The 14,093-nt window shown below is 63.4% G+C and carries 11 protein-coding genes; 5 read left to right on the top strand and 6 right to left on the bottom strand.

Features of this window, described 5'->3' with window-relative positions; translation table 11 throughout:
• Positions 1-10 precede the first annotated feature (10 nt).
• From C440_RS00905 to dhaM, 5 genes are all read left to right on the top strand, one after another.
• Positions 11-316 carry a hypothetical protein gene (locus C440_RS00905; protein WP_049915123.1) on the top strand — a complete coding sequence of 102 codons (306 nt, stop codon included), beginning with the start codon at positions 11-13 and terminating at the stop codon, positions 314-316.
• Positions 317-768: 452 nt separating this feature from the next.
• On the top strand, positions 769-3,900 hold the full coding sequence (gene ileS, locus C440_RS00910) for an isoleucine--tRNA ligase (RefSeq protein ID WP_049915096.1): 3,132 nt from the start codon (positions 769-771) through the stop codon (positions 3,898-3,900).
• Positions 3,901-4,005: 105 nt separating this feature from the next.
• Entirely contained in the window at positions 4,006-5,004 is a 999-nt protein-coding gene (gene dhaK, locus C440_RS00915) for a dihydroxyacetone kinase subunit DhaK (protein WP_008317351.1), read from the top strand.
• A gap of 89 nt (positions 5,005-5,093) precedes the next feature.
• Positions 5,094-5,792 (top strand): dihydroxyacetone kinase subunit DhaL, encoded by a 699-nt coding sequence (gene dhaL / locus C440_RS00920; protein WP_008317352.1) that lies wholly within the window; start codon positions 5,094-5,096, stop codon positions 5,790-5,792.
• Complete coding sequence (gene dhaM / locus C440_RS00925; protein ID WP_008317355.1) at positions 5,789-6,175, top strand: dihydroxyacetone kinase phosphoryl donor subunit DhaM; 387 nt, start codon at positions 5,789-5,791, stop codon at positions 6,173-6,175. The genes dhaL and dhaM overlap by 4 nt, the downstream gene beginning before the upstream one ends.
• Before the next feature lie 47 nt (positions 6,176-6,222).
• On the opposite strand, the gene ptsH1 is transcribed toward dhaM, so the two are convergent.
• The 6 genes from ptsH1 to glpA all read right to left on the bottom strand — a co-directional run bounded on the left by ptsH1 (position 6,223) and on the right by glpA (position 13,964).
• The gene (ptsH1, locus tag C440_RS00930; RefSeq protein WP_008317357.1) at positions 6,223-6,495 is read right to left on the bottom strand and encodes a phosphocarrier protein HPr; all 273 of its coding nucleotides are present in this window, start codon (positions 6,493-6,495) and stop codon (positions 6,223-6,225) included.
• Between the two features lie 146 nt (positions 6,496-6,641).
• Complete coding sequence (locus C440_RS00935) at positions 6,642-7,700, bottom strand: hypothetical protein (protein WP_008317359.1); 1,059 nt, start codon at positions 7,698-7,700, stop codon at positions 6,642-6,644.
• Between the two features lies 1 nt (position 7,701).
• Positions 7,702-9,234: a glycerol kinase GlpK gene (glpK, locus tag C440_RS00940; protein ID WP_008317360.1), complete on the bottom strand. Its 1,533-nt coding sequence runs from the start codon at positions 9,232-9,234 to the stop codon at positions 7,702-7,704.
• Positions 9,235-9,626: 392 nt separating this feature from the next.
• Positions 9,627-10,937: an anaerobic glycerol-3-phosphate dehydrogenase subunit C gene (locus C440_RS00945; protein ID WP_008317361.1), complete on the bottom strand. Its 1,311-nt coding sequence runs from the start codon at positions 10,935-10,937 to the stop codon at positions 9,627-9,629.
• On the bottom strand, positions 10,934-12,202 hold the full coding sequence (gene glpB, locus C440_RS00950; RefSeq protein ID WP_008317362.1) for a glycerol-3-phosphate dehydrogenase subunit GlpB: 1,269 nt from the start codon (positions 12,200-12,202) through the stop codon (positions 10,934-10,936). The genes C440_RS00945 and glpB overlap by 4 nt, the downstream gene beginning before the upstream one ends.
• The gene (gene glpA / locus C440_RS00955; protein ID WP_008317363.1) at positions 12,189-13,964 is read right to left on the bottom strand and encodes an anaerobic glycerol-3-phosphate dehydrogenase subunit GlpA; all 1,776 of its coding nucleotides are present in this window, start codon (positions 13,962-13,964) and stop codon (positions 12,189-12,191) included. The genes glpB and glpA overlap by 14 nt, the downstream gene beginning before the upstream one ends.
• Positions 13,965-14,093 lie beyond the last annotated feature (129 nt).

Here is a 14,093-nt window from a genome sequence, read left to right on the forward strand (position 1 = left end):
AGCGATGGCCATGAGCATCTGGGTCGATATCGCTCGGCTCTCGGTCGGCCTGAGTGCCGCGTTCCTCGTCGTCATGCTCGGAATTTGGGGACGGAATTACCTGACCTTCCGGTCAAAACACGCTCTCGGCCTGCTCGTGTTCGGGTTCTTCCTCCTCGTACAGAGCCTGTTCACCCTGTATTACTACCTCGTTGACCCTACGCTTTCGGTGTGGTTCGCCACGCAGATGCCCGCTGTCGCGTGGCGCGTCCTGATGGGGATTCACGTCCTCCAAGCGGTCGCGCTGGGAATCCTCCTGTGGATTACGTGGGACTGAGCGGTCTCTCCGAGCGGCCCCCCGCTTTCATCACCGGAGAGCGGTGGTGTCGCCCTCGGAGTAAGGGTTATCTGCTCCGAGACACACGTGTCACGTATTATGCGACGGCACCGGACTGAACACCGCTCGCTTGCGGTCTCTCAGTCCCGACTGTCCACCGTCGCCGTCGACTCGCTCATTATTGCGGGGCAGTAGCCTCGCACAACTCTCCAACTCCGTATCCCGCCCGAATCGTCTCTGAGCACCCGCAGTACATCGTATGGAACGACACACGACTCACACCCGACACGAGTATCGACCGCAGACTGAACCCACTGCGTTCGGACGGTGGCGACGAGCCACCCGTCCGCCGCGACGGAGCCGTGACCATGTCTGAGAGCGACGCGACAGAACGTCCGACGGACGCGGACGAGACCCGCCGTTTTGATATATATCCGCGAGAACGTCGGGGTATGGAAGACATCGCAGACCAGTACACGCCGGCGGATGTCGAGTCCGTAGTCGGCGAGTACTGGGACGAGAACGACGCGTACGAGGCGACGAAGGAGGCACACGCCGACGACCCGTCGTTCTTCTTCGTTGACGGTCCACCGTACACGTCCGGCCAGATGCACCTCGGCACGGCCTGGAACAAGACGCTGAAGGACGCCGCCATCCGCTTCAAGCGCATGACGGGGCACCACGTCACCGACCGCCCCGGCTACGACATGCACGGGCTTCCCATCGAGGTGAAAGTCGAAGAGGAACTCGGCTTTACCTCGAAGCGCGATATCGAGGAGTTCGGTATGGAGGCGTTCATCGACAAGTGCAAGGAGTTCGCCGTCCGCAACCGCGAGGCGATGGACGAGGACTTCAAGTCCATCGGCACGTGGATGGACTGGGACAACCCCTACGAGACGCTATCGCCGGAGTACATGGAGGCCGCGTGGTGGGCGTTCTCCAACGTTGCCGACAACGGACTCGTCGAGCAGGGCAAACGCTCTGTCAATTACTGCCCGCGCTGTCAGACCGCCATCGCCGCCAACGAGGTCGAATACGACGAAATCACCTCGCCGTCTATCTACGTCAAGTTCCCGTTGCAGGGCCGCGAGGGTAACCTCGTCATCTGGACGACGACCCCGTGGACCATCCCGGCGAACACCTTCGTCGCCGTCTCCGAGGAGATGACCTACCAGGCGGTCCGCGCCGAGAAAGACGGCGAGAGCGAAGTGCTCTACGTCGCCGAACCCTGCGTCGAGGACGTGCTCAAGAAGGGTCGTTACGAGGACTTCGAGGTTCTCGATGAGGTTACCGGCGAAGAGATGGTCGGCTGGGAGTACGACCACCCGCTGGCACCCGTGCTCACCGAGTTCGCCGACTTCGAGGGTGCCGGACAGGTCTACACCGCCGACTACGTCGAAGCCGACCGAACCGGTCTCGTCCACTCCGCGCCCGGCCACGGTCAAGAGGACTTCGCCCGCGGGCAGGAACTCGGTCTCGACGTGTTCGTCCCCGTTGACGACAAAGGCGAGTTCACGGAACAGGCCGGCGACTACGCCGGCACGTTCGTCCGCGACGCCAACCCGGCGGTCATGGACGACCTCGAAGCGAACGGCCACCTACTCCACGCAGGCGAGCACGACCACCGCTACGGTCACTGTTGGCGCTGTGACACGGACATCATCTTCCTCGCCACGGACCAGTGGTTCATCACGGTCACAGACATCAAAGACCAACTCTTGGACAACATCGAGGAGTCCGAGTGGCACCCGCAATGGGCGCGCGACAACCGCTTCCGTGACTTCGTGAGCGACGCCCCCGACTGGAACATCTCCCGCCAGCGCTACTGGGGCATCCCGCTTCCCATCTGGGTTCCGGAAGACCCCGACGCCGAGGGCGCAAAAGAGATGCTTGTCGTCGGCACCCGCGAAGAACTCGCCGAGCGCGCCGACCAAGATATCGACCCCGACGAAATCGACCTTCACCGACCGTCGGTTGACCCCCTCACCATCACCGAAGACGGCGTGACCTACGAGCGCGTCCCCGACGTGTTCGACGTGTGGATCGACTCCTCTGTCGCCACGTGGGGCACCCTCGATTACCCCGGCGAAACCGATAACTTCGAGGAGCTGTGGCCCGCCGACCTCATCATCGAGGCCCACGACCAGACCCGCGGGTGGTTCTGGTCGCAACTCGGCATGGGAACCGCCGCGACGGGCGAGTCGCCGTACAAGGAGGTTCTCATGCACGGGTTCGCAAACGACAAGGACGGCCGCAAGATGTCGAAGTCCGTCGGCAACATCGTCACGCCCGAGGAGGCTATCGACCGCGCCGGCCGCGACCCGCTTCGCGCGTACCTCCTGAGCCACGACCAGCAGGGCGTTGACCTCTCGTTCGACTGGGACGGTCTCGCGGACATGCAGTCCACGCTCAACATCTTCTGGAACGTCTTCCGCTTCCCGCTTCCGTACATGGACCTCGACGGCTACGACCCCGCCGAGACCGACCTCTCGGAGGGCGAACTCACCATCGTTGACGAGTGGGTGCTCTCGCGGCTTCAGACCGTGAAAGCCGAGATGCACGACGCGTGGGACGACTACGAGGTCTCCACCGCGCTGAACACGCTTCTCGACTTCATCACCGAAGACGTGTCTCGGTTCTACGTGAAAGCCATCCGCGAGCGTATGTGGGACGAAGAGGATTCGGACTCCAAACTCGGCGCGTACGCGACGCTTTCGACCGTCCTCACCGAGTCCATCCAACTCATCGCGCCCTACACGCCCTACATGGCCGAGCGCATGTACCAGCGACTCGACGGCTCCGAGACGACCGTCCACATGCTCTCGTACCCCGAATCCGACGACGACCTCCGAAACGAGGAACTGGAGACCAACATGGCGGTTCTCCGTGATGTCGAGGAGGCCGCGGCCCACGCTCGCCAACTCGGCGGCCGCAAACTCCGCTGGCCCGTCTCGCGTATCGTCGTCGAGTCCGACGACGACGAGGTTACCGAGGCGGTCGAAGCCCTCTCGGACCTCCTCTCTGAGCGCGTGAACACGCGGGCCGTCGAAGTCGTCGAAGTGTTCGACGAACTCGTCGAGACGGCTGAACCGCAGATGAGCGTCATCGGGCCGGAGTTCGGCGCTGACGCCCAGAAAATCATGGGTGCCGTCGAAGGTCGTTCCCGCGCCGACGTCGAATCCGGCGTCGAAGTCGATGGCGAGACCTACGAACTCACCGACGAGATGGTCAGCTATCGCGCCGAACCGCCGGAACACGTCTCCGGTGCTGACTTCGAGGGCGGCACCGTCTACGTTGATACCGAACTCTCAGACGACATCGAGTCCGAGGGCTACGCCCGCGACGTTATCCGCCGAATCCAGGAGATGCGCAAGCAACTCGACCTCGACGTCGAAGCCGAAATCGACGTGGAAATCGACGTCGCGGACGACCGCGTAGCCGCCTTCGTCGAGGAGAACCACGACCTCATCGCCGAGGAAGTCCGCGCTCGCACGCTCGAACTCGGACGCGCAGAGGGCGAGACCGTCGAGACGTGGGACGTCGAAGACGTGTCCGTGACCATCGCGGTCACGCAACTCGACTGAGACACCGTCGGCGACGACGGCGTCGTTTTTTGGCCCGTGACTGCCAGCCGAGTGCTCCGGCTGACCAACACTTTTGCCCTAATCGACCATTCTAGTACGTGAATCATGAAGAAATTGATCAACGAACCGAGCGCGGTAGTTGACGAAATGCTCGACGGGATGGTGGCCGCACACCCCGAACTGCGCCGCCTCGACGGCACGTCGGTACTCGTTAGAGACGACGCGCCGGTCGATGGGAAGGTCGCGGTCGTCTCCGGTGGGGGGTCGGGCCACGAACCGACACACGCGGGCTATCTCGGCGAGGGCATGCTCGACGGCGCGGCGGCGGGCGAGGTGTTCACGTCGCCGACGGCGGACCAGATAGATGAGATGATTCAGGCGACCGACGCAGGCGAGGGCGTCCTCTGTGTCGTCAAGAACTACGAAGGCGACGTGATGAACTTCGACACCGCCGCCGAGATGGCGTCGATGGAGGGCGTCGAAGTCGAGCAAGTCGTCGTCAACGACGACGTTTCGGTCGAAGACTCGCTATACACCTCGGGCCGCCGCGGCGTCGCAGGAACCATCTTCGTCCACAAGTGCGCTGGCGCGAAGGCGGCCGCAGGCGGCGACCTCGGCGAGGTCACGGCGGTCGCAGAGAAGGTCATCGACAACGTCCGCACGATGGGGATGGCGCTCACCTCGTGTGTCACGCCCGACAAGGGAGAACCGACGTTCGACCTCGGCGAGGACGAAATCGAACTCGGAATCGGCATCCACGGCGAACCCGGAACCGAGCGCGCGGACATCATGAGCGCCGACGAGATAACCGAACACCTGACCGAAAACGTCCTCTCGGACCTCGAACTCGACGAGGGCGAGGAGGTCGTGACAATGGTCAACGGTATGGGCGGCACGCCGCTTTCGGAACTCTACATCGTCAATCGAAAACTCCAGTCCATCCTCGACGACCACGGCGTCGAGACGTGGGACGCGTGGGTCGGCGACTACATGACCTCGCTGGACATGATGGGCTGTTCGGTCTCGGTCCTCCGGGTTGACGACGAACTGAAAACACTGCTCGGCGCGCCCGCGGAAACGCCCGCGCTCACCGTCTCCGAGTAAATCGCCCGTCCGACAACCCGCAACCCAATTTTCAGGCGGAACACTCCACCGTGGCAAGGGCTTAACGACTCGGTTACGAAGGTGAACCTATGGCCGATGCTGAGACGGAACGCGACGCGGTACTGGACGCGCTCGATAACGTGGCGGCGCGACTCGCCGACGAGAAGTCGTATCTCACCGACCTCGACTCCGCAATCGGTGACGCGGACCACGGCGCGAACATGCAACGCGGCTTCGGTAAGGCGGCCGAAAAACGCGACGAGTTCGAGGAGCTGGACCCGAACGAGGTCGTACAGAACGTCGGTAAGACGCTCATTTCGAACGTCGGCGGTGCCGCCGGACCGCTCTACGGCGGCTCTATCATGTTCGCCAGTCAAGAACTCGAAGACGGCATCACTGCGGACACGTCGGTCGCCTTCGCGGAGACGTACCTCGACAAGGTCAAAGACCGCGGTGGGGCGGAAGTCGGGTCGAAGACGATGGTTGACGCGCTCGTCCCCGCGGTCCACACCTACAAGAAGTCCATCGAACAGGACGACCTCCCGCCGCTTTCGGCCCTCGCCAAAGCGGTCGATGCGGCCGAACGCGGCGTCGCGTTCACCGTCCCGCTCAAGGCGTTGAAGGGCCGCGCATCGTTCCTCGATTGGCGCTCTGTCGGCCATCAGGACCCCGGCGCGACGAGTACACTGTTCATTCTCGAAGCACTGCTTGCGACCGCCGAAACGTACCTCGACGGTGCTGTCGAGCGCGACGCACACGCCGCCGACGCCGCGCGGAGGGACGAATGATCGGTCTCGTCGTCGTCTCGCACAGCGCGAAGGCCGCCGAAGGTATCGCAGACGTGGCCGCACAGATGGGCGGCGGAAACGCCAGAATCGTCCCTGCCGGCGGCGACGAAGCCGGTATCGGCACGTCTCCGGACCGAATCCGCGAGGGTATCGAGTCGGCCGACGACGGTGACGGCGTCGTCGTCCTCGTTGACCTCGGAAGCGCCGTGATGAACGCCGAACTCGCCATCGAGATGGCCGCGGACGTTCCGGCCGTCATCGCCGACGCGCCGATTTTAGAGGGAACGCTCAACGCGGCGGTCGAGACGACGAGTTCGAAGGCGACGCTCGATTCGGTCGTCGAGCGGGCCGAAGACGCCCGCGACTATCGGAAACTGAATTGAACCGGTCGCACAGTCCGACCCAGTCGGGCTGAAAAGCGAGTCTCGCGTCACTCGTCGCCGCGTTCCGGCGTCGAGAGTACGTCTTCGAGCGCGTCCAAAGCGGCCGCCGCGTCGTCACCCTCGGCGACTAGCTTGACGAGTTCGTCGTGGCGGACGCCGAGACCGGTGACGGCGAGCATGCTCGCCGCGGGAACGAGTTCGCCGTCGTCCGCGCGGCCGATTCGAATCTCCGCGTCGAACGAGTTTGCAGTCTCAACGAACATGGATGCCGGGCGAGCGTGAAGCCCGTCTTCCGGAACGACGGTGACGATGCGCTCCATACACAGCCTCTCGGCCGTGCTGAGTTAGCACTGACGGTCGTGGGGGGGTTGCGACCCGAAAAAATCACGTCGGCCGCCGTCGGCGACCGACTCGTGAGCCGCGAGCGGTGCGACGGTACGTCCGAAGCGGGTACTGCTTGGGTGCGTCAGAGGTACGCCGCGTTGGGAATCACGTTCAGCAGGTGTAGCACGCCGATGGCGAGCGAGTAAATCGTAATCGACATCGCGGGGGGGTCCACGTGGGTCCCCGAATGCGAGTATGCGACGCGCTGTGTCACCTCGCCGAGAAGCGCGCCGACGAGACCGCCGACGGCTCCGGCGACGATAATCAGCGGTTCGCTTCCGCCGACAATCGGGGCGGCGACGGCCGCGAACGCCGAGCCACCGAGCGTGATGTGGTGGGTGACGGGGAAGTTCTCGACGCCGAGGTTCAAGAACAACAGGCTCGCCGCTGAGATGCCGTAGCCGAGGAAGAAGCTCCCGGTGATGAGCCACGCCCAGCCACCGAGGATACCGGCACCGAGTCCGAGCACGGAGACGTTGAGCCACTTGTACTGTTGGGGAAGCCACGGTTCGACAGCCGGGCGGCCGCTTCCGTCGCGCCGCAGTTCGTCGCGTTCGAACGGCGTCATGTCGAGGAAGCCGTCGCCGGCGGGGCTTCCGAGAAGCGGGTAGCCGAACACCGGCCGCGCGATGAGCGCGGTCGTCATGACCGACAGAGCGATGCCGTCCAGCGGTAGTCCGAGGCCCGACGCGGTGCGGGCGATGAGCAGACCGAGGACGCCGAACAGGCCGCCGACGGCGAGAATGTCCGGCTTCGTGCCGAAGGCGTAGAGAATGTCTTTTCCGAAGTGGAAGTCCCAGCCGTCGGGTTCCATCTCGGGGTAGCGCTTGGCCGCGTACGCCGTCGCCGCGACACCGCCGGCGAAGGCGATGTGGGGACCGACGAACGGGCCGAATCCGATACTACCGGTGATTCCGGTCCCGAGTTCGCCAGCGGTGAGTATCTCGGTGCCTTCTAACTGTCGGATGACGGTTCCGGCGGTCTCACCGAGGAGGACGACGAATCCAGTGAAGATAAACGAGGGGAGCGCGCCGATTGCCGCTCCGAACATCCCACCGGCGAACGCCGCGAGGAGGAGCGCGAGAAAGCGCTCGACTTCGAGACCGAGAACCGGAATCTGGAGCGGGAGCGTCTCGAACATCTTAGCTCTCCCGTGCCCAATCGAGCGACCGCTCGACCGCTTCTTGCCAGCGGCCGTAGCGGTGCTCGACGTTCTGTGGGTCCTTCGGTTCGAACTCGCGGTCAACCTGCCAGTTCGCGCGGAGTTCGTCCATGGTCTCCCAGTAGCCGACGGCGAGACCGGCGGCGTAGGCCGCACCGAGCGCCGTGGTCTCGTCAACCTGCGGGCGGACGATTTCGGTGTCGAGGATGTTCGACTGGAGTTGACAGAGGAAGTTGTTCTTGACCGCGCCGCCGTCAACGCGGAGACTGGAGAGGTCGATGTCGCTGTCGGACTCCATCGCTTCGGCCACGTCGCGGGTTTGGAACGCGATGGATTCGAGTGTGGCGCGAACGATGTGTTCGCGGCGGGTACCACGCGTCATGCCGACGATGGTGCCGCGGGCGCGCTGGTCCCAGTGCGGCGCGCCAAGCCCGGCGAACGCGGGCACGAAGTAGACGCCGTCGGTCGAATCGACAGAACGGGCGAGTTTTTCGGACTCGGTGGCGCTCTCGATGAGTGTCATATCTTCGAGCCACTCGATAGCCGCGCCGGTGATGAAGATCGAACCTTCGAGGGCGTACTGAACGGGTTCGCCGGTACGCTGGAAGCCGACGGTGGTAAGCAGGCCGTGTTCCGACATGACGGCCTCGTCACCGGTGTTCATGAGCATGAACGAACCGGTCCCGTAGGTGTTCTTCGCGTCACCGGCGTCGAAACATGTCTGACCGAACAGGGCGGCCTGCTGGTCGCCGAGCGCGCCCGTGACGGGGACTTCGGCACCGAGGAAGCCGTCGGCGTCGGTCTCGCCGTAGTGGTCGTCGTCGGACGACGGGCGAACTTCGGGGAGAACCTCGCGGGGGACGGTGAACTCGTCGAGGAGGTCGTCGTCCCACTCCATGTCGTGGATGTTGAACAACATGGTCCGCGACGCGTTGGTGACGTCCGTGATGTGGTTCCCCGTCAGTTTGTAGATGAGCCACGTGTCGATGGTCCCGAAGGCGAGTTCGCCGTCTCTCGCTCGGTCGCGGATGTCTTCGGGCCGCGAGCGCTGGAGTTTGATGGGGTCTGAGTTGTCGAGTAGCCACTCGGCTTTCGTCGCAGAGAAGTACGCGTCTGGTTCGAGTCCCGTCTTGGCCCGCACGTCGTCCGTCTTGTCGTCCGCGTCGAGCGTCTCGATGCGGTCTGTCGTTCGGCGGTCCTGCCAGACGATGGCGTTGTGAATCGGCTGTCCGGTCTCTCGGTCCCAGATAATGGTCGTCTCGCGTTGATTCGTGATACCGATCGCTTCGAGTTGTTCCGCGTCGAGAAGGGCGTCGTCGAGCGCCTCGTTGATGACGACCTTCGTATTCTCCCAAATCTCGTTCGGGTCGTGTTCGACCCAGCCGGGTTCGGGGTAGATTTGCTCGTGTTTCTCGTATGCGTTTGCGACCACCTTGCCGTCGTGGTCGAACACCATGAACCGTGTACCTGTGGTACCTTGGTCGATGGCGCCGACATATGTTTTTTCTGACATTTTGACCAACCTCGATGCGAACTCTCAGCACGAGAGTTCTGCCACTACAAACGTGCACAAATTATATGATAAACCTTTCTTTACTGACGATTCGAAATAAGGGGTGACTATATCGTTCTAAATCGCTTGTACGGCTCAATTTCGAGGGATTATTTTCTTACTACCACCCTGAAATCGTCGTTTTTCGAATGTGTTGCGCTGAGCGGCCGCGACGAGTTCGAGCGCCGCGCGGTGACGTAACTCCGAACTGGTGAATTCTGGCTCAAAAGCCCCTCAAACAGATGAATAGCAGTTTTTCACTCGACCGTGCGCGCTGGACGCCCGCGACCGACGAACGACGATTTCGGCAGTGATTATTGGTACCGCGGCGCGTGCGCGCTATCGCGCGCGCCTCACACCACCGCTTCTTCGAGGAGTTGAAGCGGGTGTTTGATGTCGTATCCAGTTCCGTGTTCCATCTGCATCGAACACGTCGGACACTCGGTCATCCCGACATCGCCTTGGGCGTGGTCCATGTGGTCGAACATGTCCGCGCCGATCTGCATCGACTTGTCGTACTTCTCTTCTTTCCAGCCGTAGGTGCCGGAGATGCCGGAACAGGAGTCGCCCACGTCCTCGATTTCGACGCCGTCGAGTTCGCGGAACAGTTCGACCGCCTGCCGGTCGAGACCTTGATTGCGGGCGTGACACGGCGCGTGGTAGGCGAACGCCTGGTCTTCGACGGACGACGTTCGGACCTCGCTTTCGAGGTCCTCGTGGATGCGGAGGTATTCGAGCGCTTCGTAGGTGTGTTTGGACACGTCTTTGATGCCGTCGATGTCGAACAGTTCGGGGTACTCCTGTCGGAGCGACATCGAACACGAGGTACACGAGGCGATGATGTCGTAACCCTCGTTGAGAAGCCCCGAGAAGTTCTCGACGTTGATGCCGGCGGCGCGCTTCGCGTCTTCCAGCATCCCGTTTGCGAACATCGGCGTCCCCGAACAGCGCTGTTTAGGGACGACGACCTCGTAGCCGAACGATTCGAAGACGCGTACCATCGCCTTGCCGACTTCGGGCGTGTTGTAGTTAGAGTAACAGCCGTGGAAGTAGGCGACGCGCTTTTCTTCGGAGCGGACCTTCGGACCGCCGCGTTCGTTCCACCACTCGCGGAACGTCTGTGTGGCGAAGTCGGGGAACTCGCGCTCGGCGGTGATGCCGAGGACCTTCTCGTTGATCTGTTGGACGACCGAGTTACCCATGATGGCGTTCGTCAGACGCGGGAACATGCTTCCGAGTTGCGCGAGCGTCCCGTAGTTGGCGAGGATGCGGTTGCGGATGTACTCCCGCGAGAGTTTGTCCATCTCCTCTTCGACGTACTCGCCGCGGGCCGTGTTGTGCATCTGGCTGAGCGGGACGCCCGACGGACAGGCGTCGTCACAGCGCATACAGTTCGAACACGACATGATGGAGTCGTCAACGGCGGCGTCGTCCTTGCGCTTGAGACGCCACTGTTCCGGCCCTTGGAACTTCGGCCCGGGGAACTCGTCGTCAACTTCGGCGACCGGACAGGACACGTCGCAGGCGGTACACTTGTAACAGTTGTCCGCGCCGGGACGGAGGTCCATGTCGGTGCTCTCGGAGAACACCTCGACGGCTTCGAAGTCGTCTGTCTGTGCGCCGGGACTAAGATTCGGATTTGTCGGTGACTCTGCGTCGCTCATTGGGTTGCCTCCTCGCCCGCGAGGCGTCCGGCGACCGCACCGGTGGCCAGCGAGACGCCGCTCGCGGATTTTTCGCGTGCCACGTCAGCGCCGCCGACGACGCCGCCCGCCGCACGCAAGTTCTCGAACTGTACCGCTCCGTCTTCGTCGGTCGGTCGCAGTTCGTCGTCGGGGACGACGCCGAAGCGCGCGAACGCGTGGTCCCCGAACGCCTCGGGTTCGGACCAGTCGTAGCGGTCCTCGGGATGCGGCACGTGGCACCCGAAGACGGGTTCGGTGATGTGCTCGCGGTCCGAATCGAGACCCTTGCCGACTAAGCCGCCCGTTGCGAGGACGATTTGGTCGGCCTCGTAGGGTGTCATTCGGTGTTTCTGGTCTACGATGACCGTCTCGATGCGTCCGTCTTCGGTCTCGAAATCGACCGCCGGGTTACCGGTCGAAATGCGGACGCCCGCTTCGTCGAGGGCGTCGAACAGCATATCTTCGAGTTTGAGACCGAGAAGGCTCGGCGGGCCGGTCGGGACTTCGAAGACCGGGACGCCGAGTCGGTCTGCGAGTTCGTCGCGGACCTCGTCGTCGTGGTCGTCGCCGAGCATCGCCGGGAAGCCGACGCGGGTTTCGCCGTCGAGTTCGGCCGCGATAGCGTCGGCGAGGTCGGATCGAACCGTCCCGCCGGACACCGATTCGTCACGGTCCAGTGCCTTTGCGAAGCGCGTGACCTTGGCGTCGGAACGGAACGATTTGGGGAACTCGACGGTGACGCCACGAACCGAAAACGGAACGTTGGCGGCCGCGAGGTGGTCGGCCGCGACGGGTGCGTCGAAGTCGGTCAGACTCTCGAAGCCGACGAGAAGCATGTCGCCGGACGAACTGGCGAGTCCGGGCGCGACCGACTCGGGGTAGCGAGCGGTCGGCTTCATCGTCCCGCCGTGCGTCATCACGAGTGCGTTCGCGTCCGTGTGGCCGCCCTGATAGGCGTCGCCGACGGCCTCGTCGAAGAGGCGAAGCCCGTCGCGGATGCCGTCTTCGCCGACGACGTGATACGGGTGGTCGTCGGAAAGCGCGTCGAGTCCGTCGTACGGCTCCGCGAAGGGACCGTCGCCGCCGGCGTAGCCGAGTACGTCCACGAGACCGCTGGCCTGTCGGAGCGTGCTCTTCTTGTGTGCGAGGAGGCGGACGCGAGCGCCCGTCTCCGCGGCGGAAAGTGCGGCCGTGCAGGCGGCGAGACCGCCACCGACGACGAGCACGTCGTCAGTTATCGCCATCGGCACCTCCCGTGTCGTCCGCGGTGGAGACGCGACCGCCATCGGCGACAGCGCCGCCGGACGACCCATCTGAAGCGCTTCCACCTTCGGACTGATTGCCGTCGTCGAACGCGGCGAAGTCGAGTGCGTCGTCCGACGCGGCCGGGTCTTCGTCGCGGTTCATCGTCGTCGCGTGCAACATGTGTTTGAGCGCGCTCTGTGAGAGCTGTTCGCCCCACATCGCGTGGCGCTCGCCCTTCCAGCGCTCCTGATAGAGGTCGTCGAGCGAGGAGCGAACGATGTCTTCGTCGTACTCGGGTGCGAGTTCGTTCGCCATCCGGTGACAGCAAATCGCCCCCTGACAGTTGCCCATCGAGGCGCGCGTCTGGATGCGAACGGAGTTGAGGTCAGTGCCCGCGGTGTCGAGCGCGTCGTGAATCTCGGCGCGGGTGACGGCCTCGCACTCGCAGACGACCGGGTTCGGGTCGATACTGTTGAGCACGTCGTCGGCCCGCGAGCCGAGTCGCTGAACCGAGCGGCGGCCAATCGGCGACCGGAGACCGAAGTCCTCCATGTAGTCGCGGAGGACGGAGAAGTCCTCGCTCCCCGGAAGTGGCTCGTCGGCGGTGCGGCACTCGGCTTCGACGTCGAGTTTCTCGCAGACGTGGTCGGAAATCTTCTCGGCCATCATCCGGTAGGTCGTGAGCTTTCCGCCGACGATGCTCGTCATGCCCGGCAGGTCGTCGCGGTCGGCGTGGTCGAGAAGGAAGAACTCGCGCGTGATGTCCGTCGGGTCTTCGGTGCCCGTCCCCGGCGGTTCGTACAGCGGGCGGACGCCCCAGAACGACCGAATCGTCCGTGCATCTTCCAGCATCGGAACGAGTTCCGAGAGCGTTTCGATCATCAGGTCAACTTCCCAGCCCTCCTCGGGGTAGTCTTCGGGGTCTTCGACCTCTTCGTCGGTGGTCCCGAGGATGCACGTCGTCTCGTGGGGAACGATGATGTCAGCGTCGCCTTTCGGCCGACAACGGTTGACGACCGTATCGACCTGTCGGGTGTTCATGATGGTCATAACGCCCTTCGACGGCCGCACTTCGACATCGACGCCGGCGAGGTCGCCGATTTGCCCCGCCCACGCGCCAGTCGCGTTGACGACGTAGTCGGCGTATATCTCTTCGACTTCGCCGGGCTTTCCGTGGACGTACGGCCCGGTCCCGCTCTGGTGGGTCACTTCGACGCCGACGACTTCGCCGTCTTCGACGAGCACGTCTGTGACCTCCGAGTGTGTCTCGACGCGCGCGCCGTGTTCGACGGCACTCGCGGCGTTCGAAACACAGAGTCGGAACGGGTCAACAGCCCCGTCGGGGACCTTGATAGCTCGCTTGATGTCCGTTGCGAGGTACGGCTCTATCTCCCGAGCCTCTTCGGCCGAGAGGACTTCAGCGGGAATCCCGCACTCGCGGCATCCCGCTAGCTTCTTTTCGAAATACTCGTCGGAGTCTTCGGGTCGCTGGACGAACAGGCCACCCGTCATCTCGACGCAGTGGCCCGCGATTCGTCGTAGGACGCGATTTTCTACGATACACTCCTTGGCCGACGCTTGGTCGGATACTGCGTACCGCCCGCCGCTGTGGAGGAGGCCGTGCATCCGCCCCGTCGTCCCATGTGTGAGATTCCCCTTCTCGACGAGGGTCACATCCAGCCCGCGCATCGCCAGGTCCCGTGCGATGCCCGTACCAGTCGAACCCCCGCCAATGACGAGGACGCTCGGCGATTTATTCATCTGTCTTTCGTGAGGTAGGACCGACGGCACTTTATTTTACCTTCACTCGATTCCGCCTCGATTCACCTCAGTACTCGGACCTCTTTCGGTGAGCGAATGCCAACGTTCTGCTCGTAGAATACCGTAGCT

Source organism: Haloferax mucosum ATCC BAA-1512, from assembly GCF_000337815.1.
GTDB classification, from domain to species: Archaea; Halobacteriota; Halobacteria; order Halobacteriales; family Haloferacaceae; genus Haloferax; species Haloferax mucosum.

What these genes read in the sequence shown, in the direction of transcription:
- dhaL (WP_008317352.1), top strand. Translation starts at nt 5,094, where the DNA reads ATGGCCGATGCTGAGACGGAACGCGACGCGGTACTGGACGCGCTCGAT.
- glpB (WP_008317362.1), bottom strand. Translation starts at nt 12,202, where the DNA reads ATGGCGATAACTGACGACGTGCTCGTCGTCGGTGGCGGTCTCGCCGCC.
- glpK (WP_008317360.1), bottom strand. Translation starts at nt 9,234, where the DNA reads ATGTCAGAAAAAACATATGTCGGCGCCATCGACCAAGGTACCACAGGT.
- dhaK (WP_008317351.1), top strand. Translation starts at nt 4,006, where the DNA reads ATGAAGAAATTGATCAACGAACCGAGCGCGGTAGTTGACGAAATGCTC.
- C440_RS00935 (WP_008317359.1), bottom strand. Translation starts at nt 7,700, where the DNA reads ATGTTCGAGACGCTCCCGCTCCAGATTCCGGTTCTCGGTCTCGAAGTC.
- ileS (WP_049915096.1), top strand. Translation starts at nt 769, where the DNA reads ATGGAAGACATCGCAGACCAGTACACGCCGGCGGATGTCGAGTCCGTA.
- ptsH1 (WP_008317357.1), bottom strand. Translation starts at nt 6,495, where the DNA reads ATGGAGCGCATCGTCACCGTCGTTCCGGAAGACGGGCTTCACGCTCGC.
- dhaM (WP_008317355.1), top strand. Translation starts at nt 5,789, where the DNA reads ATGATCGGTCTCGTCGTCGTCTCGCACAGCGCGAAGGCCGCCGAAGGT.
- C440_RS00905 (WP_049915123.1), top strand. Translation starts at nt 11, where the DNA reads ATGAGCATCTGGGTCGATATCGCTCGGCTCTCGGTCGGCCTGAGTGCC.
- glpA (WP_008317363.1), bottom strand. Translation starts at nt 13,964, where the DNA reads ATGAATAAATCGCCGAGCGTCCTCGTCATTGGCGGGGGTTCGACTGGT.
- C440_RS00945 (WP_008317361.1), bottom strand. Translation starts at nt 10,937, where the DNA reads ATGAGCGACGCAGAGTCACCGACAAATCCGAATCTTAGTCCCGGCGCA.